Genomic DNA, 20,474 nt, shown 5'->3' on the forward strand with positions numbered 1-20,474 from the left:
ACGCCGCTGGCGCTTACTTGATGAAGTTGTATTGCAGGCTGCCCTGCACCCGGACGGTGTCGCCGCGCGCGCCGCCCTGCTGTTCCAGGCGGCCGTACAGCAGCTCCATGCCCATCGTCCACGACGGCGCCGGGCTCCAGATCAGGTTGAACACGCCGTATCGGCTCTGCCGGAAGGCATCGGCGGCGAGTGCGGCATTCCGCTCCAGGGTCAACTGGCCGAAGATCAGGTTGGAACGCCAAAGCTCGGACCAGTAATGGGTGTAGCCGACGAAGCCACCTTGCAGGTCCAGCGCGTCGAGACGGCCATCGGCACCGACCACCGCGTCCAGCCCGGAGCCGGTCAGGTCCGCGGTGTAGCGGCTGAGGCCGCGCCCGCCGAGTGCGCCGAACAGCAACAGATCGCGCTCGCCCACCGATGCCGAGCCACTGAACTGCATGCCGCCGGCCATGCGCCGGTCACGCTCGCCCTCGCCGTCATAGGCCAGGCTGCGCGCCACCGCGCCCAGCTGAAGATGGCCCCAGTCGCGCTCCATGCGTGCGGTCACGGTCACATCCGGCAGCCGGTTCACTGCGGCCCGTTCATCACTGGCACCGGCCAGTTCGGTCTTGGGGTCTTCGGCCGCCAGCGTCAGGGTGTTGCCCTTGCCCATCGCGAAGCTGTGGTGGATGCCGGCCACCAGCAGATAGCCGGCGCCGCCGGGACCGGCGAAGTCGAGCGTGTCGGGCAGGCTGTCCGGGTCCATGAAACTGGAGTAACCGTAGCCGGCATAGGTATTGCCAAGCTGGCCATACGCGTGGCGCAGGCGGAACGCGTAGCCATCGCTGCTGCCGAAGAAATCATTCTCCAGGTAGAAGCGCAGGTTGCCGTGCGTGGTCGGGCGCCGCGCCTCGAAGCTGAAGCGGGTCTGCTTGGCGTGGATGTTGAAATTGGAAACATCGCGATGGCTGCCGCCCACCGGCATCGATGAGGGGATGAACTGATCCTCGTCACCGGCCGCACGCGAATCGGCAATCGCATCGAGCTTGGCATAGCCGCCAATGCGGATCACCGTGTCAGTGCCTGGAATGGCAAAGAAGCCCTTCAGATCCGGGTCGGTCGGCCCAGCGGCGCTGTCGGGACGCGAGGCCGCCGTCGAGGGGTCGGCCACCGATTCGCGCTGCGGCAGCACCGGTTGCGCCACACCCGGCACCTGGGTGGGATGCAGCAGGTTGGCGCTGCTGCCAGGTGGTGTCACCGGCGCCGTTACCTGCGCAGCCGCGACAGCGCCCTCGCGTTGTTCGAGCCGATCCAGGCGCTTCTGCATGCCCTCCAGTACCTGCCGCATGGCAGCGATTTCCTGGCGCAATGCGTGCGCATCCTCCTGACCATTCTGCTGCGCATATGCTGGCGTGACCGCCAGCGCGGTCAGGCAGGCCAGACTCAGTACCGCAAAGCGCATTGCATCCTCCCTGGACGAACATTCGCAGCACACTGACGGCGCGCGCGCAGGCGCAGCTCCGACGTTGCGTTGCCGTTGCTGGAAATGCGGGTACTGCGTCGACGACACCGGCCAGCCTGCGCGTGGCAGGCAACAGGACGATGACACTGCCCCGCCCGTACCGATATCGACGCCATCAGGGCCGCACTGCCGGAGAGGTGGCGACCGCAGCGGTCTGGGTAACAACCAGGGAGTGAGAACGTCGTGAATGGCTGTGCCGACTGCCCCGGTTCAGGGCGTGTCAGGCGCGGCATCCCTGGCGCGTTGACGCTGTATTCCATGCGTCACAGGCTAATCCGCCTGTCGTTTTTGGCCTTGATTGGAATCAAGGCGCGATGCTTGATGACAGTCACGATTCAGACGTGACGACGAACAGGTGGTGCGCAGCCTGCATCATCCGCACAAGTGACCAAACGCAACAGGCCCGCATGCTGCCATGCGGGCCTGTGGTGTCGCATCACGGCATGGGTGCCGGTCAGCGTGGGCCCAGCACCGTCTGCAGGTCAGCGCCTTGTGGCAGGCCGGCGCGACGCTGCACCTGGCCCTGCGCATCCTGGAACAGGATGCCCGGCGTGCCCTGGAAGCCCATTTCAATCATCAGCACCTGGTTGGCATCGAGCTTGCCGGCGATCTCGCGGCTGATGCTCGGCAGGGCCTTGATGCCACCACGGTCGAACTGGTGTTCGTTTTCCAGCAAGGCCGCACTCGGGTCACGCGCAGACAGGATGGCCGCAGCCTTGGCCGGGCTGTCCTCGCGAATCACGCCGACCATGATGTGGCGCAACTGCACCTTGCCGGCGTCGACCCACGGACGCGCCGCTTCCCAGAACTTGTGGCAGTACGGGCAGTTGGCATCACTGAAGGTATAGACCACGCGCGGCGCATCGGCCTTGCCGTCACGCACCCAGGCACTGGCCTCCAGCTTGGTCCACATCTTGGCCGACATCGGTGCTGCGACCAGCTTCTCCACTGCCTCAGCGGCCACGTCGTTGCCCTCGGCATCGAACAGGCTGCCTACCAGCACATGCTTGCCGTCGGCGGTGACATAGGCTGCGGCCGGCTGCTGCCCGCCCACCACGCCAGCGAATCCACGCAGGCCACCCGGCGCATCGAACTCGGCAACGACTTCAAAACCGTGCTTCTCGATGCCTTTCAGCACTGCGGGGCGCTCGCCCTTGGCCGCTGGGGCCTGAGCGCTCGCTGCCGGCGCTGCCGCCTTGCCCGGCGGGGTCTGGGCCTGGCTGCAGGCGGCCAATGCCAGCATGACCGGCAGCAACAGCACCGCTGGAGCGATGCGCAGGGAAGTCGACAACATGGGAACTCCGTAGTGAGATGCCCGCGCAGGCTACCGCAGCCGGCGCAGTTTGTGTTCAAGACCCGCCGCCGTCAGTTCGCCAAGGTGGAGTTCGCGCAGGCGGCCTCCGGCGTCGAAGAACAGCGTCGACGGATAGGCCTGTACACCCAGCACGGTTGACGCCGACGCGGTATCGTCCAGCAATACATTGCCCAGCCGGAGCTGTTCGGATGCGATGAAACCCTTCACTTCGTCCAGGGTTTCCCCCTGGTTGAGGAACACGAACTGCACGTCAGTATGGGTCTGCTGTGCGGATGCCAGCACCGGCATCTCGCGACGGCAAGGTCCACACCAGCTGGCCCACAGATTCAGCACCACCGGTTTGCCACGGAGCTGCTGCAGGTCGATCCTGCGCCCCTGCAGATCGACCACCTGGACCGCCGGCAGCGGCATCCGCCGCTCCTGCCATGCTGCGAGCAGGTGGCTGCCCGCCGCCCACAGCACCACACCCACCAGCACCCCCGCCAGCACCGGCGCACGCAACGCGCGCCACAGCCGCAGCCGCCAGGTGCCCCACGCCAGGCCGGCAACCAGCACGACGGCAACGTGATACCCACCGTCGGCGATCTGCAGGATGCTCCAGGGGGCCTCACGGTAGAGCGCGAAGTTCAAGGCCACGAAGCTGATGCGTCCACACAGCAGGCCGATCAGCAACATGTCCAGGACCAGGCTGGCCGCGGAAGGCACTGCCATCCCGTCCTTCGGCCGCGGCCACAGGTGGGCCACCGCCATGGCCATAAGCCCGCACATCAGGATCAGCACCACCGGCATCGGCACCGGTCCAACACTCGACATCAACCCACCTGTCCCATCATCTCGTTGCCTGCATGGTCAAAGCGTCGCGCCCAGGTTGCAAGTGCGACGCCCGCCGCAGGCTTCAGGCCGCGCTGCGCGGCATCTGCATGCCAGGCGCCGGTTGCAGCCCGCGCAGGCTGCCCGCCACCGACGACAACAGCGGTCGTTCGCGCCGATTGTTGTTGACCTGCCGGCGATAGTTGGCCGGCGTCATCCCGACAATGCGCAGGAACAGGCGGCGGAACGCGCTCTGGTCTGCATAGCCCACGCCCCAGGCCACTTCATCGATACCCGCCCCCTGCTGCAGCAATGTCTGCGCCTTGGCGATACGCAACCGCTGGCAATACTCGATCGGACGCAGGCCGGTGGCCTTCAGGAAGCGCCGCTGCAGAGTCCGCGGTTCCAGTCCGGAAACCTCGCAGATCGCTCCGAGCGTGGCCCCACGCGCAGCGGTGGTATGCAGCCAGCGTTGCGCCTTCAGTACGTCGCGATCGCCGTGGGCGAAGTTGGCACTGAAACGCTCCAGATCCTGCTGGATCGCCGCTGGCACCGTGATCCCCAACTGCTGCGCCACGGAACTCGCTACGCCTTGACCGTGCAGCCGGTACAGCAGGCGCAGGGCGAGGAAGCGCCAGGCCTGGGACCCGGCCACCGTCAGCAGATCACCGTCGTCGACCAGCGCGCGCTCACTGGGCACCCAGCTGGCCGACTGCCCCTGCAGGCCCGGATGGCGCCCGAGGTCCGGCCCACTGACGGTGCGCCCGGCAAGCAGACCGGCGCGTGCCAGCATGCTGACACCATCGCTGGCAGCTGCCAGCAGACTGCCGCCATCGTAATGCGCGCGCAGCCAATCCAGCAGGACCTCATCGGCGCGCAGGCAGACGCCTTGACTGATCTGGCCAGGCACGGCGATCACGGCGGGAATGTCCGCCTCGAGCATCTCCGCGCCGGCAATGCGATGCACGCCGGTCTGGCTGGCTGGCACGACCCAGCGGGTCACCAGGACACGCTTGAACGGGCGACGCTGCTGCTGGGCAAGGCGGTTGGCGACATGTGCCATTTCGGTCAGCACGGAGGCGGCCGACGGGTCGCCTCCCGGGTACTCGACCACCGCGACCTCTACGAATCCTTCGTTCCTGAATCCTTCCACAGAGCATCTCCTCGGTTCGTTGCGGGCCATCCAGCGGCCGGTTCAGGCGCAGGGTAGGAACTGCCACGACGGCGGGGCTATGAAGAAAGTTGCAAAGTGCGCTGAATGCGCCGTCAGCGCCGGGAGCTTGACCCTGGACCGGACTCAAGGCTTCAGAATGACCGGCAGCATCCGCAGGAATCCGCCATGAACATTGGTCAACTGGCGCGCCAGGCCGGCGTACCGATCGATACCGTGCGCTACTACGAGCGCCAGCAGTTGCTGCCCACCGCGGCACGCTCGGCCGGGGGCTACCGCATCTTCGGGGAGCAGGACCTGCGCCGGCTGCGCTTCATCCGCCGCGCCAAGACGCTGGGCTTCAGCCTGGAACAAATCGCCGAACTGCTGGCACTCAGTGATCGCCACCCGCAGGACATGGGCAGCGTGCGCGACGCGGCGCAGGCCCGCCTGCAGGACATCGCGCAGCGCATGGCTGAACTGCAACGCATGCACAGCGCGCTCTCACAGCTGGTCGACGCCTGCCCCGGCCACGGCACCCTGGATCAGTGCCCGATCCTGGCGGCGCTGACCGACGGCGCCGACTGAGTACGTGCGATCGTCGTCCTCCTCGCAACGCGCGTGAGGAAAAGTGCAACAAATGCTTGCCAACCCTCTGGGGCAAGGCTATTATTTCGCTCCTCAGCGACGTGGGGCCATAGCTCAGCTGGGAGAGCGCCTGCATGGCATGCAGGAGGTCAGCGGTTCGATCCCGCTTGGCTCCACCAATCTTTCGGCATTAGGCCGTCGAAAGGTCGCTAAAGAACATTGATGAGAATTGCGTCCCCATCGTCTAGAGGCCTAGGACATCACCCTTTCACGGTGGCGACCGGGGTTCGAATCCCCGTGGGGACGCCACTCATCACGAACAACGAGGACCCGTCCGATAACCGGGTCTTTTTTGTTCACCGCCTACCGGCATTCAGGTTGTGGCGTTGCGGCTCCCCTGCCCTTGGTGGCAAAGGTTGAACCGAAACGAAAAAAGTTCAAAAAAAGCTTCCACAAACGTGAACACGCAGGTATGATAGGCGGCTCGGTAACACGGGGCCATAGCTCAGCTGGGAGAGCGCCTGCATGGCATGCAGGAGGTCAGCGGTTCGATCCCGCTTGGCTCCACCACTTTCGACATTAGGCCGTCGAAAGTTCTACAACTTGAAGTTTTTCGTGCGTCCCCATCGTCTAGAGGCCTAGGACATCACCCTTTCACGGTGGCGACCGGGGTTCGAATCCCCGTGGGGACGCCAGTTTCAAAACGGACTCTGCTCACGGCAGATATCCGGAGTTTCATGGGGCCATAGCTCAGCTGGGAGAGCGCCTGCATGGCATGCAGGAGGTCAGCGGTTCGATCCCGCTTGGCTCCACCACTTCGACATTAGGCCGTCGGAGGATCTACAACTTGAAGTTTTCGTGCGTCCCCATCGTCTAGAGGCCTAGGACATCACCCTTTCACGGTGGCGACCGGGGTTCGAATCCCCGTGGGGACGCCAATTCTTGAAAACCCCGGCTTCGGCCGGGGTTTTTCTTTGCCCGCGACCTGCCATCAAACCGCCCTGCCCGGGAATGGCTTCACCCCGCCCACGGCTCAGAACCGCCGATACATCCCGATCGATGCCGGTGCAGTCGGTGCGAAACCAAACTGCGCGTACAACCGATGCGCCTCGCCATCGGCCAGCAGGCTGACGTACGCCGACGGCGGCAGGTTGGCCTGCATCCAGCCGTCCAGCCGCCGCATCACTTCCTTGCCAAGGCCCTGCCCCTGCAACCGCGGCAGTACCGCGATATCACAGACCTGCAGGTGGCAGCCGCCATCGCCGACGATACGGCCCATCGCCACCAGCTCAGCGCCCTGGTAGGCACATACGCCGAACAGCGTATTGGGCAGCGCGCGGGCGGCTGCTTCGCGGGACTTGGCGCTTAGGCCTGCGAGCACGCGCAACTGGCAGTAGTCCTCAACCGTGGGTACGGCTTCGCGGAACTGGCAGGTGATGGAATCATTCATGCGGCATCTCCGGATGGGTCGGGCTATCCTGCCGCATCCACGTCGCAGCCGCTGCGACCCAGGCCCACAGAGTCCCATGTGCTATTCCGCCCTGATCCGCGCTGACTACGCCAAACTGGTACGCGAGTTCGGCGCCATCCTGTCGCTGGAGGACTTCGCCGAACTGTACGCACACGATCCGGGCAAGAAACGGCCGAAGACTCCTAAGGCGATGGATGACGGATTCGCCGGTGCGCGTACCGAACAGGGGCGGGACATCGTGGCGAAGATCCAGCAATGGCATGCGCAGGAGCAACAGGCCCTGGAGGCCGAACTGGCCCGGCAACGCGAACGACGCGATGTTGCCCATGCCACGCTGGCCACCCGGCCCACGCAGAAAGCGCGCAACGACCTGCGCGTGGCCGGCAACCGCATCGAGCGCGCACAGGCCCGGCTGGAAGACCTGCATCGGGTGCAGCTGCTGCCGCGCGACAACCGCATTTTCCCAGGTACCTACGCACCGGTGATGGTCAGCGAGAACGGCCAGCGCGTGATCAAGCCGATGCGCTACCAGTGCCGGCTGCCGGACAAGCCGGCGCGCAACGACGTGCTTTACCCCGGTACCTACAATGCGCGGCGCGACAGCCTGGAAGGTTACTGGCGGGGTGCGTTCGGAGTGCGCCATGGCGTGGTGGTGGTGCAGGCGTTCTACGAGCACGTGCCCCGCCACGCCATCGCCGGCCGCACCCTCGGTGCCAACGAAAAGGAAGAGGACGTGGTACTCGAATTCCGTCCCGATCCGCCCCGCGACCTGCTGCTGGCCTGCCTCTGGGCGGAATGGGAAGGGCCGGAAGGCCGCCTGCTGTCGTTTGCCACGATCACCGACGCACCTCCCAGCGACGTCGCCGCTGCCGGGCATGACCGCGGGGTGGTGCCGATCCGCAAGGAACACCTCGACGCCTGGCTCAACCCCGAACCGGATGACCTGGCGCGCCAGTACCGCATCCTCGATGACCGCGAGGAGATCCGTTACGTGTACGAGGAAGCGGGCTGAGCGCCGGACGCAATTGAAAAACCCCGCCTGGGCGGGGTTCCTGGATCAGGGGTGGCCGCCGCACATCGCCTCTTCGCAGAAGGCTTGTTCCTGCAGGCACTGCTCAACCTCACCGCCGCGTGCGATGCAGCTCTTGTAGAGCTGGAAACAGGGCTGGCCGCACCATGCGGCAGACGCCGTACCACCGAAGACCGTCATCGAAAGGACACCCGCAGCAACCATGCGCTTGATCCACTTCTTCATGCCACTCTCCTTGTAGGCCTGAGCATTCAGGCCTTGGCAGCATATCCCTCCTGCCGGTCCGCAGTGGGATGCTCAGGCCTTGACGCTGGAGCGGCCAACCGCACGCGCCAGCGCGCGTGACAGATCGGCCGACAGGTACGGCTTGACCAGCAGCAGGCCGGCCGACATCGGCGCCGGCAGCTGCTCGGCCAGCATCCCGGTGGCCAGCACGAACGGAATGCCACGCGCCGAAAGCGCTGCAGCCACTGGTTCACTGGTCTCGTTGCGGGCCAGCCGGTAATCCAGCAGGGCCACGTCAGGAGTGCTCTGCTCCAGCAGCCGCAGGGCCTCGGACACACTCGCTGCAAGCCCGACCACAGTCGCACCGGCGTGCACCAGCTGCATCTGCAGCAGGGCCGCACTCATTTCGTCGTTCTCGACCACCAGCACCCTCAGGTCCTGCAACACTGTCATCGGCTACCGCTCCTGGAGGCAATTGCTCGCTGGGAGTATAGCTATCAAGGGGCCAATGCCGACAGGAACCGCCCTCATAGGCCCTCCTACTATGCATCGCCTGCCGACCTCGGTTACACTCGCACGCTGCCTGCCGGTGTGGCGGAATGGTATACGCAGCTGACTCAAAATCAGCCGGGGGTGACCCCATGAAGGTTCGAGTCCTTTCACCGGCACCACTGCATCAAAGGCCAGGTCCATGACCTGGCCTTTTGCATTTCCCAGGCCCGAGCGCCGGCACTGGCAAGCATGCCCCAGCATGCCCTGCCCGCGCGATTGCCCCTCCTTCGGCGTCCGACGCAGTCGCCTGGTCCCACTACTTCCCGCTGCCGGGCGTGATCGAGCACAAACGCCGACGACCAGTTGATCGGCACCGGCGGCGGCTGGCCAGCTACGGCGGCGAGGAGTTCATCGCGGCCCTGCCCGCGCCCGACGCCGCCCAAGCCCTGGGCCTGGGCGGCGTCGAGCGCCGCCATGGAAGCCGCCGCCTGCCCGCCGCAGAGGCCCATGTGACCATCAGCATCGGCGTAGCCTGGCAGGCCGCGCATGAGCAGGCCGACCCACGAGGCCTGGTCGAGCGGGCCGACCAGGCCCTGTACCGGGCAAAGCATGCCGGCCGCAACTGCGTGCATGCTGCCCCGGCGCTCGAGGCCGGGGAACAGCACTCCGACCGCCGGGCCTAGACCGCGCGCAGCACCGCCGCGCCATGCAGGTTCCCCGCCCCACCCTGCACGCGGAAGCTGGCCACGGTCTGCAGCAGCTGCGCTGACTGCTCCTCCATGCTGCGCGCCGCGGCCGAGGCTTCCTCGACCAGCGCAGCGTTCTGCTGGGTGCCCTGGTCGATCAGATCGACAGCGTGGTTCATCTGCTGGATGTCGTCGCTCTGCTGCTGCGCGGCCATGCTGATCTCCGACATCAGGTCACTGACCCGGCGCACATTGACCACGATCTCGTCCATGGTGCGGCCAGCGCTCTCGACCTGCGCGGTGCCGGCGCCGACATTGGCCACCGACGCATCGATCAGCTGCTTGATCTCCTTGGCGGCACTGGCCGAGCGCTGCGACAGTTCGCGGATCTCCGTGGCGACCACGGCGAAGCCACGCCCGTGTTCGCCCGCACGCGCCGCCTCCACCGCCGCGTTCAACGCAAGGATGTTGGTCTGGAAGGCGATGCCGTCGATCACGCCGATGATATCGACGATGCGCCGCGAGGATGCGTTGATCACCGCCATGGTCTGGACCACTTCGTGCACCACGTTGCCGCCGCGCGCAGCGACATCGGCAGCCCCACCGGCCAGCTGACTGGCCTGCCGTGCGTTGGTCGCAGTGCGCTGCACGGTCTCGGCCAGGCCCTTCATCGACACGGCGGTCTCCTCCAGCGACGCTGCCTGCTGCTCGGTGCGCTGCGACAGATCGCTGTTGCCCTGCGCGATCTCGGTGGCGCCGACGGCGATGGTGTCGGCGGCGAACTTGATCTGGCCGATGATCGCGGCCATCGCCTCGACCAGCGAATTCACACCTTCGCACAGCTCGGCGATCGGCCCGTTCTTGTCGGCGGTGGACACGCGCCGGGTCAGGTCGCCCTCCTTGGCGGCCGCCACCACTTCACGGGTCTGCGCCACGGCGCGCTGCATGGCCTGGTTCTCATGCACCTGCGCGGTGATGTCGGTGGCGTACTTGACGATCTTGAACGGCTTCCCATTGAGATCCAGGATCGGATTGTAGGACGCCTGGATCCAGACCTCGCGCCCGCCCTTGCCGAGGCGCCGGTACTGGCCGGCATCGTATTCGCCACGGCCCAGCTTCTCCCAGAACTGCCGATACTCGGCACTGCCACGATGCTCGGGCTCGACGAACAGCGAGTGGTGCTGGCCGCGCACGTCGTCCAGGCTGTAGCCGGTGGCGGCCAGGAAGTTGTCGTTGGCCGACAGGATGCGGCCGTCCATACCGAACTCGATCACCGCCTGCGACTTGTCGATCGCCGCCAGCTGCCCGGCCGAGTCGGCCGCCTGCAACTTCTGCGCGGTGATGTCGGTGGCGAACTTGACCACCTTGTAGGGACGCCCCTGCCGATCCAGTACCGGGTTGTACGAGGCCTGGATCCAGATCTCGCGCTGGCCCTTGCCGAAACGCCGGTACTGGCCAGCGTCATATTCGCCACGACCCAGCCGCGCCCAGAAGTCACGGTATGCAGCGCTACGCGCCTGCTCGGGATCGACGAACAGGGAATGATGCTTTCCCTGGATCTCCTCCAGCCGGTAGCCCATCGCCTGCAGGAAGTTGTCGTTGGCCTGCAGGATGGTGCCATCGAGGGCGAACTCGATGACCGCCTGGACCCGGTGCAGCGCCGCAACCTGGGCTTCCAGCTCGGCACGGCCATCCGACACGGCCTCGGTGCCGGTGCGGTGCTGCGGTGCCAGCGCGCCCAACAGGGCACGCCACGGCGACCAACGGGTATGCAGCTCGGCCGGCGCCTGCGCACCTGCCGTGAAGCCTGGAATGAGCATTGTCTGATCCTCGGTGTCCGGTAAGCGGTTGCGACCCGACGGGCGGGATGCCCGACGGCAACTTCAGTTGCCAGGGACTACAGGTGCCAACCGGCACCTCTCGAGCGACTACCAAGAACGTCTGCTGCGGGTGCGATCGGCATTTGGGAGTGGCGGAACACACAGCGCGGGCCGCCCATCGGGGACGGCCTGGGGTCCTGCGGCGGGCCACTGGAGCGGGATCCAGAGGGAATATCGGCGATGCGATCGGTGGCTTTAGCCGGATTCCGCGACGCCCGTCGCAACTTCAGATGCGGCTGCAGGGATGCGGTAGACAATCGCGATGTACTTCACATTCTGCCCCCGCGCGACGGGGACACCGCCGAGCGGTTACGCCAGGCGCCAGCTGGGCATAGCCTTGCCGGGCACGATGCAGTTCAAGCCCAAAAGGTTTGCATGACCAACGGGCGATTCCGCGGCAGGTGAAAACGGCCAGCATGCAGCGGACCGCAGGATGCGCACTGACACGGAGATCGCATGTTCCCACGCTTGGCCAGCTTCCTGATCCTGGGCCTGTGCAGTACCGGCGCCCTCGCTGCAGATGCCACCTATCGGCCCGCCTTTCAGCCGGACCAGCTGAAGGGGCCGCCTGTCGGGCGACCGAACGAGGTGCTGGTACTGGGCACCGCCCACCTGTCCGGCCTGCCCAAGTCCTTCCAGCCCGCCTTGCTTGAACCGTTGCTGCAGCGACTGATCGCCTGGAAGCCCGAGCTGATCGCCACCGAAGACCTGTCCGGCCTCCAGTGCGATTCCATGCGTCGCTACCCGGCACGCTATGCGGAGAGCGTGGCCACCTACTGCTTCGACACCACCGCTGCGCAGGCTGCCACCGGCCTGGACGTGCCCGCAGCGAACGCCCAGGCCGAGCGCCTGCTTGCGACTTGGCCGGACGAGCCGATGCCCGCCCAGCGTCGTCGGCTTGCAGCATTGTTCCTGGCAGCGGGCGAACGCGGCTCGGCGCAGGTGCAATGGCTGCGCCTGCCTGCGTCCGAGCGCAAAGCCGGCGATGGGCTGACGCCGGCCCTGGTCGAGATCCTCGGCAAAGGCCTGGTCCGCCGCAATGAAACCAGCCTGATCGCCGCCGTAGTTGCCGCCCGCCTCGGGCATGAACGGCTGTGGGCCGTGGACGACCACACGGCCGATTCTCCCACACCGGCCGAGGATGAGGCGGCGGCCAGTGCAGCCATCACCGGTGCTTGGAACAATACGCATTCGCGGGCACGACGGGAGGCCGATGAACGCCTCGTGGCCAATCTGGACAAGCCCGGCGGCGTCATGGCGCTGTATCGGGATTACAACAGCCCGGCGGCAGCGATGGCAGCGTACCAGAGCGACTTCGGCGCGACGCTCGTCGAGCCGTCCTCCAAGGCGTTCGGCCGGATGTATGTCGGTTACTGGGAAACCCGCAACCTGCGCATGGTCGCCAACATCCGCGACGTGCTCGGCCTGCACCCTGGCAGCCGAATGCTGGCCATCGTCGGTGCCTCGCACAAGGGCTACTACGAGGCCTACCTCAATCAGATGCACGACGTGCAGCTGGTCAGTACGGACGCAGTATTGCGTTGACCAGGATAGGTGCACGCGATGCGCTGGCACTATCCTGCAAGGCCCGTCTGCAGGTGCCGACATGCTGAAAGTGATCGCCGAGGATTTCATCCATCCCGATGCGGTGGACACCGTGCTTCCCCTGTACCGCGAGCTGGTCGCATGCACGCAGCGAGAGCCGCTCTGCCTCGGCTATGAACTGTTCGTCGACCACAAGGACCCCGGGCATTTCGTCTTCATCGAGCAATGGCCAGACCGCGACGCTCTGGATATCCATTGCGCCAGCGAGCACTTCCAGCGTCTGGTGCCTCAGATCAACGCGTTCCAGCGCGCACCGTGCCGGGTCCTGCTGATGGACGCCGCACGGATGTAGTGCCGGAAGCGAGACGCCCGCCGTCGCCGCGGCCATGCCGCCACAGCAACACGCAGGCCGCAACCGTGCAGGCCAAGCTCAGGACCAGCAGCGCGACCGCGCCTTGCTGCAACACGGGCAACAACGCCTGCGCGTGCGGGTCCCCGCGCAGCTGTTCGGCGCGCAGGCAGGTGGCCAGCGCCAGGCACCAGCCGACCAGCGCCGGGATGAACATGCGTACCGCAACCGGGTTCCAGGCCTTCATGGGTTCACCTGCTTGAGTGGAGATGCGCGCAGTATTCGCGCGCGTCCTCTCACAGGCTGAGATCAGTCCTCGGCGGCGTCGGCATCGTCGCCTGGAAGCCCCGACAGCTCGCCCTGCACCTGCACGTTGTTGCGCCCCAGCGCCTTGGCCCGGTAGCACTGTGCATCGGCAGCGGCCACTGCCTGGTCCACGCTCATGCCCCCCGCCAGGGGCGCGATGCCGATGCTGGCACCGACCCGCAGCCGATGCTGATCCCACGGAATGGACAGCGCTGACAGGGTCTGCAGGAGTTCACCGCCGATCCGCGCGGCACGACGCGGCGTACACCCGGACAGGATCACCGCGAACTCGTCGCCGCCCAGCCGCGCCACCACGTCCGAATCACGCACACCATGTCTCAGCACACTGGCCACCGCCCACAGCACGGCATCGCCGGCCAGGTGGCCCCAGGTGTCGTTGACCGGCTTGAAGCGGTCCAGATCGATGTACATCAGCGACGCGGCCTGCCCGGTGCGCTCGACACGGGTGATCGCCTGCTGCAGGTGCACCTCGAAACCGCGGCGGTTGCTCAGTTCGGTCAGTGGATCGATCTCGGCCAGGTGGCGGGCTTCGCGCTGCCGCGCCCGCTGCTGGGTGTCGTCGCGCAGCACCCACACCGCGCCGCGCACATGGCCCTCGTCATCGCGCAGCCAGGCCCGCGTCAGGTCCACCGGCACCGTTGCCATGCCCAGGCGCAGCAGCAGGTCGGCGTGCAGATCCACCGCGTTGCTCTCCGGGTCCAGCAGTACCGACACATCCAGTACCGAGCCGGGCGCGTACTCGGTGGTCAGCGCCAGCACGTCCTGCACCCTGTGCCCGGCCAGCGACAGCGCGCCATCACCGGCCAGGGTGCGTACCGCGGCCGCGTTGGCATAGTCGATGCGGCCGTCAAGGTTGACGCTGAGCACCAGGTCGGCCACCGCATCCAGGGTGATGCGGCTGCGCTGTTCGCTCTCGAACAGCCGTTGCTCACTGCTGCGCTGGGCGGTGATGTCCTGGATCTGCGACACGAAATGCAGTGGCTGGCCATGCTCGCTGCGCACCAGCGACACCGACAGCCGCGCCCAGATGATGCGGCCGTCGCGGTCGAGATAGCGCTTTTCAAGGTGGTAATGGCTGCGCCGTCCGGCCAGCAGATCCTGCACCAGGGCCAGGTCGGTCTGCAGGTCATCGGGATGGGTCAGGCGCTGGAAGTCGACCTGCAGCAGCTCTTCGCGCGGGTAACCCAGGATCCGGCACAGCGCATCATTGACGTCCAGCCAACGCCCCTCCAGCGACACCAGTGCCATGCCCAACGCCGCCGACGTGAACGCACCTGCGAACTTTTCCGCCGACAGCCGCGCTTCGGCCCGTGCCTGCAGGATTTCGGTGATGTCGATGGCCATGCCGACATAGCCGATGCGTGCGCCATCGGCACCTTCCATGCGGCTGATCGACAGGCGCACCTGGCGTGGCAGGCCCTCCTTGCGCAGCAACGTCCACTGCCGCGAGTAGGTCTGCCCGTCAGCGCGAGCACTGAGCGCTTCGAACACGTCGGGAAGGTTGCCCTCGGCATCGGCCAGCGGCCCCAGCCAGGCTTCCAGTTCCCCCGGATCGTGGAACGCATCGAGCCGGCGCTGGCCGACCACCTCCGCTGCGCTGTAGCCCAGCAGGCGCTCCGCACCCGTGTTGAACAGAGTGATGGTGCCATCGGTATCGGTGGCGATCACCGCTACCTCATCGGACGCATCGACCACGGCCTGCAGGCGTTGGCGGGTTTCGGCCGCGTCCTGCCTCGCCTGCTGCAGCTCGGTGACGTCGGCATGGGCACCGGCCATCCACAGCGGCATGCCCTGCCCGTCCCATTCAAAGACGCGGCCACGGTCCTGGATCCAGATCCACTGGCCGTTCCTGTGGCGCATGCGCAGCAGGCAGGCGTAGTTGTCGCTGCGCCCTTGGAAATGGTCGTCCAGCGCAGCATCGGACAACGCAATGTCATCGGGATGGACCAGCTTCAGGAACGTCTTCTGGCAGATGGGTTCCAGCTCTTCCAGGCGGTAACCGACGATCTCGGCCCAGCGCGCGTTGACCCGCATCTCGCCGGTCTGCACGTTCCATTCCCAGGTTCCCGCGGCGGTACCGTCGATGATCATCGCCAGGCGGCGACGCTCTTCCGCCAGCTCCTGCAGGCGGCGCTCCAGCAGTCCATTGCCGTGGGTGCCCTGGCCCGGCATCAATCCGGTCTCCTGCCGGCACGGGCAGGCGCCGACCGCAGCGCAGCGCTGCGGCCGCCGGTACGAGCAACGGGTGGTGCTGGCGTCATGGCCCTCCCCAGCAACAGCGGGGTGGCCGGACGCCTCCCCTCAAGCGCAAGTGTGCGCAATCACGGGGAAAATCGACAAGTCCCCCGCCACGAATCAAGCGTGACGGGGAACACGGTCCTCAGCTGCGCTTGGCGCGGGCGAAGGCCTCGGCCAGGGCGTTGTTGGCCGGGGGCGCGGACGCGGCAGGACGACCGCCATTGCCTTGGCCCCGGTTCGGCCCGCGGTTCTGGCCGCCTGCATCGCGGCGCGGCCCCTGCCCATGGCTGCGCTCATCACGCTGGCCCGGGCGGCTGGTGGCTTGCCCGGGGGTATCGTCCAGGCGCCGGGTCAGGGCGATGCGCTTGCGCGCCACGTCCACCTCCAGCACCTTCACCTTGACGATATCGCCGGCCTTGACCACGTCGCGCGGGTCCTTCACGAACGTATCGGACAGGGCCGAAATGTGGATCAGGCCGTCCTGGTGCACACCGATATCGACGAAGGCACCGAAGGCCGCCACGTTGCTGACCACTCCCTCGAGCACCATGCCCTCGCGCAGGTCCTTGATGTCCTCGACGCCCTCGGCGAAGCGTGCCGCCTTGAACTCGGGGCGTGGGTCTCGGCCCGGCTTCTCCAGTTCCTTGAGGATGTCACGCACGGTCGGCACGCCGAAGGTGGCATCGGTGAACTGCTCGGCCTTCAGGCCGCGCAGGAAGCTGCCATCACCGATCAGCGCCTTGATCGGGCGCGCGGTGCTGGCCACGATGCGCTCGACCACCGGGTAGGCTTCCGGGTGTACCGCCGAAGCATCCAGCGGCTCATCTCCGTCGGCAATGCGCAGGAAGCCCGCGCACTGTTCAAAGGTCTTCTCGCCCAGGCGCGCGACCTTCAGCAGGTCCTTGCGGCGCTTGAACGGGCCGTTCGCATCACGGTGGCGCACGATGTTCTCGGCCACCGTGGCCGACAGGCCGGACACCCGCGACAACAGTGCAGCCGAAGCAGTGTTCACGTATACGCCCACGGCATTGACGCAGTCCTCGACCCGTGCATCCAGCGCCCGCGCCAGGCGGTACTGGTCAACATCGTGCTGGTACTGGCCGACACCGATGGCCTTGGGTTCGATCTTCACCAGTTCGGCCAGCGGGTCCTGCAGGCGGCGGGCGATCGACACCGCCCCACGTAGCGACACGTCCAGCTCCGGGAACTCCCTGGCCGCGAACTCGGACGCCGAGTACACCGACGCGCCGGCCTCGCTGACCACTACCTTCTGCAGCTTCGGGTTGGCAGCAGCCTTGATCGCTTCACCAGCCAGCTTGTCGGTTTCGCGGCTGGCGGTGCCGTTGCCGATCGCGATCAGTTCCACGTTGTGCTTGGCGCACAGCTGCTTGATCGTCTGCAGCGACTGCTCCCACTGGCGACGCGGCTCGTGCGGGTAGATGGTGTCGGTGGCGACCAGCTTGCCGGTGGCATCGACCACGGCGATCTTGCAGCCGGTGCGGATGCCCGGGTCCAGTCCGAGCACGGTCTTCGGGCCGGCGGGTGCCGCCAGCAACAGGTCCTTCAGGTTGTCGCCGAACACCGCGATGGCTTCGGCTTCGGCCTTTTCGCGGGCCTGGTTGAACAGGTCCAGCAGCAGATGGGTGTGCAGCTTGGCGCGCCAGGTCAGGCGGCACGCATCCAGCAGCCAGCGGTCGGCGGCACGGCCCTGGTCGGCGATGCCGGCCTTGCGCGCCACGCGTCCTTCGGCGTACTGATGGCCAGTCTCGGCATCGCTGCCCGGGTCCAGTTCCAGGAACAGGATCTCCTCGCGGCGCGCACGGAACAGTGCCAGCAAGCGATGCGACGGAATCTTCGCCAGCGCCTCGGCATGCTCGAAATAGTCGCGGTACTTGGCGCCCTCGGTTTCCTTGCCCTCGGCGACGCGGGCACGGATCACGCCGGTCTCGCCCAGCCAGGTGCGCAGTTCACCGACCAGCGCGGCGTCTTCGCCCCAGCGCTCCATCAGGATCGCGCGCGCGCCTTCCAACGCGGCCTTGGTGTCGGCTACGCCCTTGTCGGCGTCGACGAAGGTGGCCGCGAACGTCTGCGGGTCCTGCGTCGGGTCGGCCAGCAGGCCATCGGCCAACGGCTCCAGGCCGGCCTCGCGGGCGATCTGCGCACGGGTGCGGCGCTTGGGCTTGTACGGCAGGTACAGGTCTTCCAGCCGGCTCTTGGTATCGGCGGCCAGGATGTCATTGCGCAGCTCGTCGCTGAGCTTGCCCTGCTCGCCGATGCTGGCCAGCACCGCCGCGCGACGGTCCTCCAGCTCGCGCAGGTAGGTCAGCCGGGTTTCCAGGTTGCGCAGCTGGGTGTCGTCCAGGCCACCGGTCACTTCCTTGCGGTAGCGCGCGATGAACGGAACGCTGGCACCTTCGTCGAGCAGGCCGACGGCGGCGCGTACCTGGGCGGACTGGGCACCGATCTCGTCGGCGATGGTCTGGGCGATCTGCTGGGCGAGCGCGCTCTGGGCGTTCTTGGCGTCGTGCATTGCTTCAGGTCTGTGCCGCATTACGGGAAGACCCCATTCTGGCAACCCACGACGGAGCCGGACAAGGCATTGACAGGGCGCAAGGTTCAGCGGCGTAGCCGGATTGGACGCCGGCATCCTGGCGAAGAGCGGGCTCGGACTGGCCCGGGGCTGGGATGCCGGCGCGGGCGCGCGATGGTGGGCGCGCCCTGCCGCGTGTTGCGAAGGTCAGCGGTAGTGGCGGGCGGCGCGCTGCATGACGATCTCGTCACGCATGCCTTCCAGGGCCATCAGGCGGACCTTGCCGACACCCTGCAGTTCCATGAACCGCTCCGTGTAGAACTCCGGCCCCAGCGCGGTGTCGGCGCGGGATTTGCTGAAGCCGTAGGGCACCACGCCCTTCTCGCCATCCTTGCTACCACCGACATAAAGAACGATTGCCATGTGATGTCTTCCTCCAAATTGCTACTGCGTACTGCACTCGATGAGCGATGCGAGCTCATCGAGGGAGAGCTTACCGCGTCGAACCTGACTGGAACGTCACGAAGGCTAATGACGATCGGTTGCATGCAGATGACTGCGGGATCGCAGCAGAATGCTTACGGATCTTTAACTTCCGGCTAACGAATCCAGGGCCGTTCCCGCCAACGGCGAAGCCCCTCGTGGGTGGTCGCGAAATGCGCTTCATGTGATTGGGTCGGTCGGGGTGGGTTCGCGGGACACGCCGTAAACCCGTCCATGGGGGCTCGATGGCGCCATCCATGACGCCAACGGTCCCGCGCACCCACCCCGCCCGGCCCCTGACAGTTTTTCGGGCACGTTCACCCACGGAAAAGAAAAAAGAAGATCAAAAGCAAAAACAGCTTGGCTGGCCGCTTTTTGTAGAGCCGAGCCCACGCTCGGCTGCTTTCCGGCCAGTCCGCGAAGCCGAGCGCAGGCTCGGCTCTACACGAGCAAGCGCAGCGCGCGACCCGCTTTTGCTGTTCTTTATCTCTTCCGTGGCTGGACGCGCACGGAATCTGTCAGCGGCCGGGTGGGGGTGGCGGGGTATCCGCGGCATGGGTCGGGCGCATGCGCCCGACGGGTTGGGCAGGACGCCCAACCCCGGTCTTGCCGTGTGCGCAGGACAGCGCACACGTGCAAGCCGCGGCTAAGCCTCCATGGATGGGTTCACGGCGTCCCCGCCAGCCCCACCCACCCGGCCAGCCCCCAGGAAGCAGGCATTCCGCGACCAAGCCACGAGGGCTGCGCCGTTGGCTGGAAACTACGGCCACCAGCCACGCCCGAACCGGGCGAAATGATCGGCCGCGCGTTCGAACGGGTTGCGCGCGCTCACCCCGCCGCACAGCAGGTACACCGGCAGGTACAGCGGCCCCAGCACCATGTACTGGTAGACATGCGCGCGCTCGTGGTCGTCCAGCCGGATCAGCGGCTCCACGCCCCACCCCGCCTGATGCGCATAGGTCCGGCAGCAGATGCCGAGGTCATGGCCGGTATGCAGGATCACGTTGCCCAGGGTGATCGCCCCACCTGGCCCCCACGGCCAGCGATCAAACACCAGTGCGCAGTCACGGCTGCTCCATCGCAGCGTCGCGCCGCCGAGCATGCCGGCCAGGCCGCCGATCACGCCGATCAGTGTGTTGGGCAGCGTCCATGCAGCGCCCAGCATCTGCAGCGCGCGCAGCCAGGGCGGCCAGGATCGAGCGGCGGTGTTCAATCCGCCTCGTTCGGAATCAGCAGCCACAGGATCAGGTAGATCAGAATGCCGGGGAAGGCGGCCGAGCCGATCGATACCAGCACGAACACGATCCGCACCAAGGTGGGGTTCCAGCCGAAGCGATGGGCAATGCCGCCCATCACGCCGGCAATCATGCGGTCGTTCAACGAACGCGACAGCGTCTTGGGCGTGGTGTTCACGGCGGTGTCTCCTCGGCTTGCGGGCAGAATCAGTCGAGCACGCCGCGACTCTACACCGCCTCCATGTCTACGGCGTGCGGAGACGCAGCGCCTGCAGGCGCGCACTGAACCAGGCGGCTGCGGTCTGTTCAGGCTGCCCCGGGCACTGGATGCGGTAAGGCTTCCCGCTCATGCTGCTCTGACTGGCGGCGCGCTCGATGAACTGCTCGGCGCTGTCCACCATGTCCTTCTTCAGCAGATAGTCGTACTTGCGCTGCAGATGGGCGCGCGCATCGCTGCCGTCGTACCAGCTGCCATTGCGCTGGAACCGGCACTGCGAGCCGTCCAGGCTGGAGATCAGCTGGGCGATCTCCCGGCGTGCATCCGCACCGGGTGCGGCGTGGGCAAGTTGTGCTGCCAGCAGTGCCGCAAGAATCAACAAAGTCCGGTACCTCATCATCC

The 20,474-nt window shown here is 66.6% G+C and carries 19 protein-coding genes, 7 tRNA genes and 1 pseudogene; 12 read left to right on the forward strand and 15 right to left on the reverse strand.

Annotation, left to right across the window (positions count from 1 at the left end):
- Positions 1-13: 13 nt before the first annotated feature.
- The 4 genes from ACMGRF_RS10090 to ACMGRF_RS10105 form a co-directional block, all read right to left on the reverse strand.
- Positions 14-1,441, reverse strand: a complete 1,428-nt coding sequence (locus ACMGRF_RS10090; RefSeq protein WP_111191059.1) for a DcaP family trimeric outer membrane transporter — start codon at positions 1,439-1,441, stop codon at positions 14-16.
- Positions 1,442-1,955: 514 nt separating this feature from the next.
- The gene (dsbG, locus tag ACMGRF_RS10095; RefSeq protein WP_049415375.1) at positions 1,956-2,795 is read right to left on the reverse strand and encodes a thiol:disulfide interchange protein DsbG; all 840 of its coding nucleotides are present in this window, start codon (positions 2,793-2,795) and stop codon (positions 1,956-1,958) included.
- A gap of 30 nt (positions 2,796-2,825) precedes the next feature.
- The gene (locus ACMGRF_RS10100; RefSeq protein ID WP_414485901.1) at positions 2,826-3,629 is read right to left on the reverse strand and encodes a redoxin family protein; all 804 of its coding nucleotides are present in this window, start codon (positions 3,627-3,629) and stop codon (positions 2,826-2,828) included.
- Positions 3,630-3,711: 82 nt separating this feature from the next.
- Complete coding sequence (locus ACMGRF_RS10105; RefSeq protein ID WP_049415382.1) at positions 3,712-4,779, reverse strand: GlxA family transcriptional regulator; 1,068 nt, start codon at positions 4,777-4,779, stop codon at positions 3,712-3,714.
- Positions 4,780-4,965: 186 nt separating this feature from the next.
- Here ACMGRF_RS10105 and ACMGRF_RS10110 point away from each other — a divergent pair, with 186 nt between their 5' ends.
- From ACMGRF_RS10110 to ACMGRF_RS10140, 7 genes are all read left to right on the forward strand, one after another.
- Complete coding sequence (locus tag ACMGRF_RS10110; protein WP_049415383.1) at positions 4,966-5,364, forward strand: heavy metal-responsive transcriptional regulator; 399 nt, start codon at positions 4,966-4,968, stop codon at positions 5,362-5,364.
- A gap of 103 nt (positions 5,365-5,467) precedes the next feature.
- Positions 5,468-5,543 (forward strand) — tRNA-Ala (locus ACMGRF_RS10115).
- A gap of 54 nt (positions 5,544-5,597) precedes the next feature.
- Positions 5,598-5,673, forward strand: a tRNA-Glu gene (locus ACMGRF_RS10120).
- A 185-nt stretch (positions 5,674-5,858) separates the two neighbouring features.
- Positions 5,859-5,934 (forward strand) — tRNA-Ala (locus tag ACMGRF_RS10125).
- A gap of 49 nt (positions 5,935-5,983) precedes the next feature.
- Positions 5,984-6,059: transfer RNA gene (locus tag ACMGRF_RS10130), tRNA-Glu, on the forward strand.
- A gap of 44 nt (positions 6,060-6,103) precedes the next feature.
- Positions 6,104-6,179: transfer RNA gene (locus ACMGRF_RS10135), tRNA-Ala, on the forward strand.
- A 47-nt stretch (positions 6,180-6,226) separates the two neighbouring features.
- Positions 6,227-6,302 (forward strand) — tRNA-Glu (locus ACMGRF_RS10140).
- Between the two features lie 95 nt (positions 6,303-6,397).
- Here ACMGRF_RS10140 and ACMGRF_RS10145 read toward each other — a convergent pair.
- Positions 6,398-6,814 (reverse strand): GNAT family N-acetyltransferase, encoded by a 417-nt coding sequence (locus ACMGRF_RS10145; RefSeq protein WP_049412306.1) that lies wholly within the window; start codon positions 6,812-6,814, stop codon positions 6,398-6,400.
- A 76-nt stretch (positions 6,815-6,890) separates the two neighbouring features.
- Between ACMGRF_RS10145 and ACMGRF_RS10150 the strand changes: the two genes are divergently transcribed.
- On the forward strand, positions 6,891-7,847 hold the full coding sequence (locus ACMGRF_RS10150; protein ID WP_111191057.1) for an SOS response-associated peptidase family protein: 957 nt from the start codon (positions 6,891-6,893) through the stop codon (positions 7,845-7,847).
- A 45-nt stretch (positions 7,848-7,892) separates the two neighbouring features.
- On the opposite strand, the gene ACMGRF_RS10155 is transcribed toward ACMGRF_RS10150, so the two are convergent.
- Both ACMGRF_RS10155 and ACMGRF_RS10160 read right to left on the reverse strand, forming a co-directional pair.
- Positions 7,893-8,090 carry a hypothetical protein gene (locus ACMGRF_RS10155; protein ID WP_049412313.1) on the reverse strand — a complete coding sequence of 66 codons (198 nt, stop codon included), beginning with the start codon at positions 8,088-8,090 and terminating at the stop codon, positions 7,893-7,895.
- A 72-nt stretch (positions 8,091-8,162) separates the two neighbouring features.
- Positions 8,163-8,543, reverse strand: coding sequence for a response regulator (locus ACMGRF_RS10160; RefSeq protein ID WP_049438472.1), 381 nt, complete (start codon positions 8,541-8,543; stop codon positions 8,163-8,165).
- Between the two features lie 132 nt (positions 8,544-8,675).
- Between ACMGRF_RS10160 and ACMGRF_RS10165 the strand changes: the two genes are divergently transcribed.
- Both ACMGRF_RS10165 and ACMGRF_RS10170 read left to right on the forward strand, forming a co-directional pair.
- Positions 8,676-8,761, forward strand: a tRNA-Leu gene (locus ACMGRF_RS10165).
- Between the two features lie 204 nt (positions 8,762-8,965).
- Positions 8,966-9,265: pseudogene (locus tag ACMGRF_RS10170) on the forward strand (diguanylate cyclase); the annotation flags it as partial.
- Here the strand turns inward: ACMGRF_RS10170 and ACMGRF_RS10175 are convergent.
- Positions 9,262-11,088, reverse strand: coding sequence for a methyl-accepting chemotaxis protein (locus tag ACMGRF_RS10175; protein ID WP_180881128.1), 1,827 nt, complete (start codon positions 11,086-11,088; stop codon positions 9,262-9,264). The pseudogene ACMGRF_RS10170 and the gene ACMGRF_RS10175 sit on opposite strands and share 4 nt — an antisense overlap.
- 516 nt (positions 11,089-11,604) lie before the next feature.
- Here ACMGRF_RS10175 and ACMGRF_RS10180 point away from each other — a divergent pair.
- Both ACMGRF_RS10180 and ACMGRF_RS10185 read left to right on the forward strand, forming a co-directional pair.
- The gene (locus ACMGRF_RS10180; RefSeq protein WP_099495731.1) at positions 11,605-12,693 is read left to right on the forward strand and encodes a DUF5694 domain-containing protein; all 1,089 of its coding nucleotides are present in this window, start codon (positions 11,605-11,607) and stop codon (positions 12,691-12,693) included.
- Positions 12,694-12,754: 61 nt separating this feature from the next.
- A complete protein-coding gene (locus ACMGRF_RS10185) occupies positions 12,755-13,045 on the forward strand; it encodes a putative quinol monooxygenase (RefSeq protein ID WP_099495730.1) in 291 nt (96 codons plus the stop codon).
- Here the strand turns inward: ACMGRF_RS10185 and ACMGRF_RS10190 are convergent.
- The 7 genes from ACMGRF_RS10190 to ACMGRF_RS10220 form a co-directional block, all read right to left on the reverse strand.
- A complete protein-coding gene (locus tag ACMGRF_RS10190; protein ID WP_049435379.1) occupies positions 12,987-13,289 on the reverse strand; it encodes a hypothetical protein in 303 nt (100 codons plus the stop codon). The genes ACMGRF_RS10185 and ACMGRF_RS10190 overlap by 59 nt on opposite strands.
- A 62-nt stretch (positions 13,290-13,351) precedes the next feature.
- Positions 13,352-15,541 (reverse strand): PAS domain-containing protein, encoded by a 2,190-nt coding sequence (locus ACMGRF_RS10195; RefSeq protein ID WP_099495729.1) that lies wholly within the window; start codon positions 15,539-15,541, stop codon positions 13,352-13,354.
- A gap of 208 nt (positions 15,542-15,749) precedes the next feature.
- Positions 15,750-18,137 (reverse strand): Tex family protein, encoded by a 2,388-nt coding sequence (locus ACMGRF_RS10200; RefSeq protein WP_414485198.1) that lies wholly within the window; start codon positions 18,135-18,137, stop codon positions 15,750-15,752.
- Positions 18,138-18,344: 207 nt separating this feature from the next.
- Positions 18,345-18,560, reverse strand: coding sequence for a hypothetical protein (locus tag ACMGRF_RS10205; protein WP_005410085.1), 216 nt, complete (start codon positions 18,558-18,560; stop codon positions 18,345-18,347).
- An 820-nt stretch (positions 18,561-19,380) separates the two neighbouring features.
- On the reverse strand, positions 19,381-19,785 hold the full coding sequence (locus tag ACMGRF_RS10210) for a hypothetical protein (RefSeq protein WP_152904747.1): 405 nt from the start codon (positions 19,783-19,785) through the stop codon (positions 19,381-19,383).
- A gap of 44 nt (positions 19,786-19,829) precedes the next feature.
- Positions 19,830-19,988 (reverse strand): PspC domain-containing protein, encoded by a 159-nt coding sequence (locus ACMGRF_RS10215; protein WP_194430536.1) that lies wholly within the window; start codon positions 19,986-19,988, stop codon positions 19,830-19,832.
- A gap of 112 nt (positions 19,989-20,100) precedes the next feature.
- Entirely contained in the window at positions 20,101-20,469 is a 369-nt protein-coding gene (locus tag ACMGRF_RS10220) for a YfeK family protein (protein WP_099495590.1), read from the reverse strand.
- Positions 20,470-20,474 lie beyond the last annotated feature (5 nt).

Source organism: Stenotrophomonas sp. EMP41 (assembly GCF_047495535.1).
In the GTDB taxonomy this organism is placed as follows: Bacteria; Pseudomonadota; Gammaproteobacteria; order Xanthomonadales; family Xanthomonadaceae; genus Stenotrophomonas; species Stenotrophomonas sepilia.

What these genes read in the sequence shown, in the direction of transcription:
- ACMGRF_RS10090 (WP_111191059.1), bottom strand. Translation starts at nt 1,441, where the DNA reads ATGCGCTTTGCGGTACTGAGTCTGGCCTGCCTGACCGCGCTGGCGGTC.
- dsbG (WP_049415375.1), bottom strand. Translation starts at nt 2,795, where the DNA reads ATGTTGTCGACTTCCCTGCGCATCGCTCCAGCGGTGCTGTTGCTGCCG.
- ACMGRF_RS10100 (WP_414485901.1), bottom strand. Translation starts at nt 3,629, where the DNA reads ATGTCGAGTGTTGGACCGGTGCCGATGCCGGTGGTGCTGATCCTGATG.
- ACMGRF_RS10110 (WP_049415383.1), top strand. Translation starts at nt 4,966, where the DNA reads ATGAACATTGGTCAACTGGCGCGCCAGGCCGGCGTACCGATCGATACC.
- ACMGRF_RS10145 (WP_049412306.1), bottom strand. Translation starts at nt 6,814, where the DNA reads ATGAATGATTCCATCACCTGCCAGTTCCGCGAAGCCGTACCCACGGTT.
- ACMGRF_RS10150 (WP_111191057.1), top strand. Translation starts at nt 6,891, where the DNA reads ATGTGCTATTCCGCCCTGATCCGCGCTGACTACGCCAAACTGGTACGC.
- ACMGRF_RS10155 (WP_049412313.1), bottom strand. Translation starts at nt 8,090, where the DNA reads ATGAAGAAGTGGATCAAGCGCATGGTTGCTGCGGGTGTCCTTTCGATG.
- ACMGRF_RS10160 (WP_049438472.1), bottom strand. Translation starts at nt 8,543, where the DNA reads ATGACAGTGTTGCAGGACCTGAGGGTGCTGGTGGTCGAGAACGACGAA.
- ACMGRF_RS10175 (WP_180881128.1), bottom strand. Translation starts at nt 11,088, where the DNA reads ATGCTCATTCCAGGCTTCACGGCAGGTGCGCAGGCGCCGGCCGAGCTG.
- ACMGRF_RS10180 (WP_099495731.1), top strand. Translation starts at nt 11,605, where the DNA reads ATGTTCCCACGCTTGGCCAGCTTCCTGATCCTGGGCCTGTGCAGTACC.
- ACMGRF_RS10185 (WP_099495730.1), top strand. Translation starts at nt 12,755, where the DNA reads ATGCTGAAAGTGATCGCCGAGGATTTCATCCATCCCGATGCGGTGGAC.
- ACMGRF_RS10190 (WP_049435379.1), bottom strand. Translation starts at nt 13,289, where the DNA reads ATGAAGGCCTGGAACCCGGTTGCGGTACGCATGTTCATCCCGGCGCTG.
- ACMGRF_RS10195 (WP_099495729.1), bottom strand. Translation starts at nt 15,541, where the DNA reads ATGCCGGGCCAGGGCACCCACGGCAATGGACTGCTGGAGCGCCGCCTG.
- ACMGRF_RS10200 (WP_414485198.1), bottom strand. Translation starts at nt 18,137, where the DNA reads ATGCACGACGCCAAGAACGCCCAGAGCGCGCTCGCCCAGCAGATCGCC.
- ACMGRF_RS10205 (WP_005410085.1), bottom strand. Translation starts at nt 18,560, where the DNA reads ATGGCAATCGTTCTTTATGTCGGTGGTAGCAAGGATGGCGAGAAGGGC.
- ACMGRF_RS10210 (WP_152904747.1), bottom strand. Translation starts at nt 19,785, where the DNA reads ATGCTGGGCGCTGCATGGACGCTGCCCAACACACTGATCGGCGTGATC.
- ACMGRF_RS10215 (WP_194430536.1), bottom strand. Translation starts at nt 19,988, where the DNA reads ATGATTGCCGGCGTGATGGGCGGCATTGCCCATCGCTTCGGCTGGAAC.
- ACMGRF_RS10220 (WP_099495590.1), bottom strand. Translation starts at nt 20,469, where the DNA reads ATGAGGTACCGGACTTTGTTGATTCTTGCGGCACTGCTGGCAGCACAA.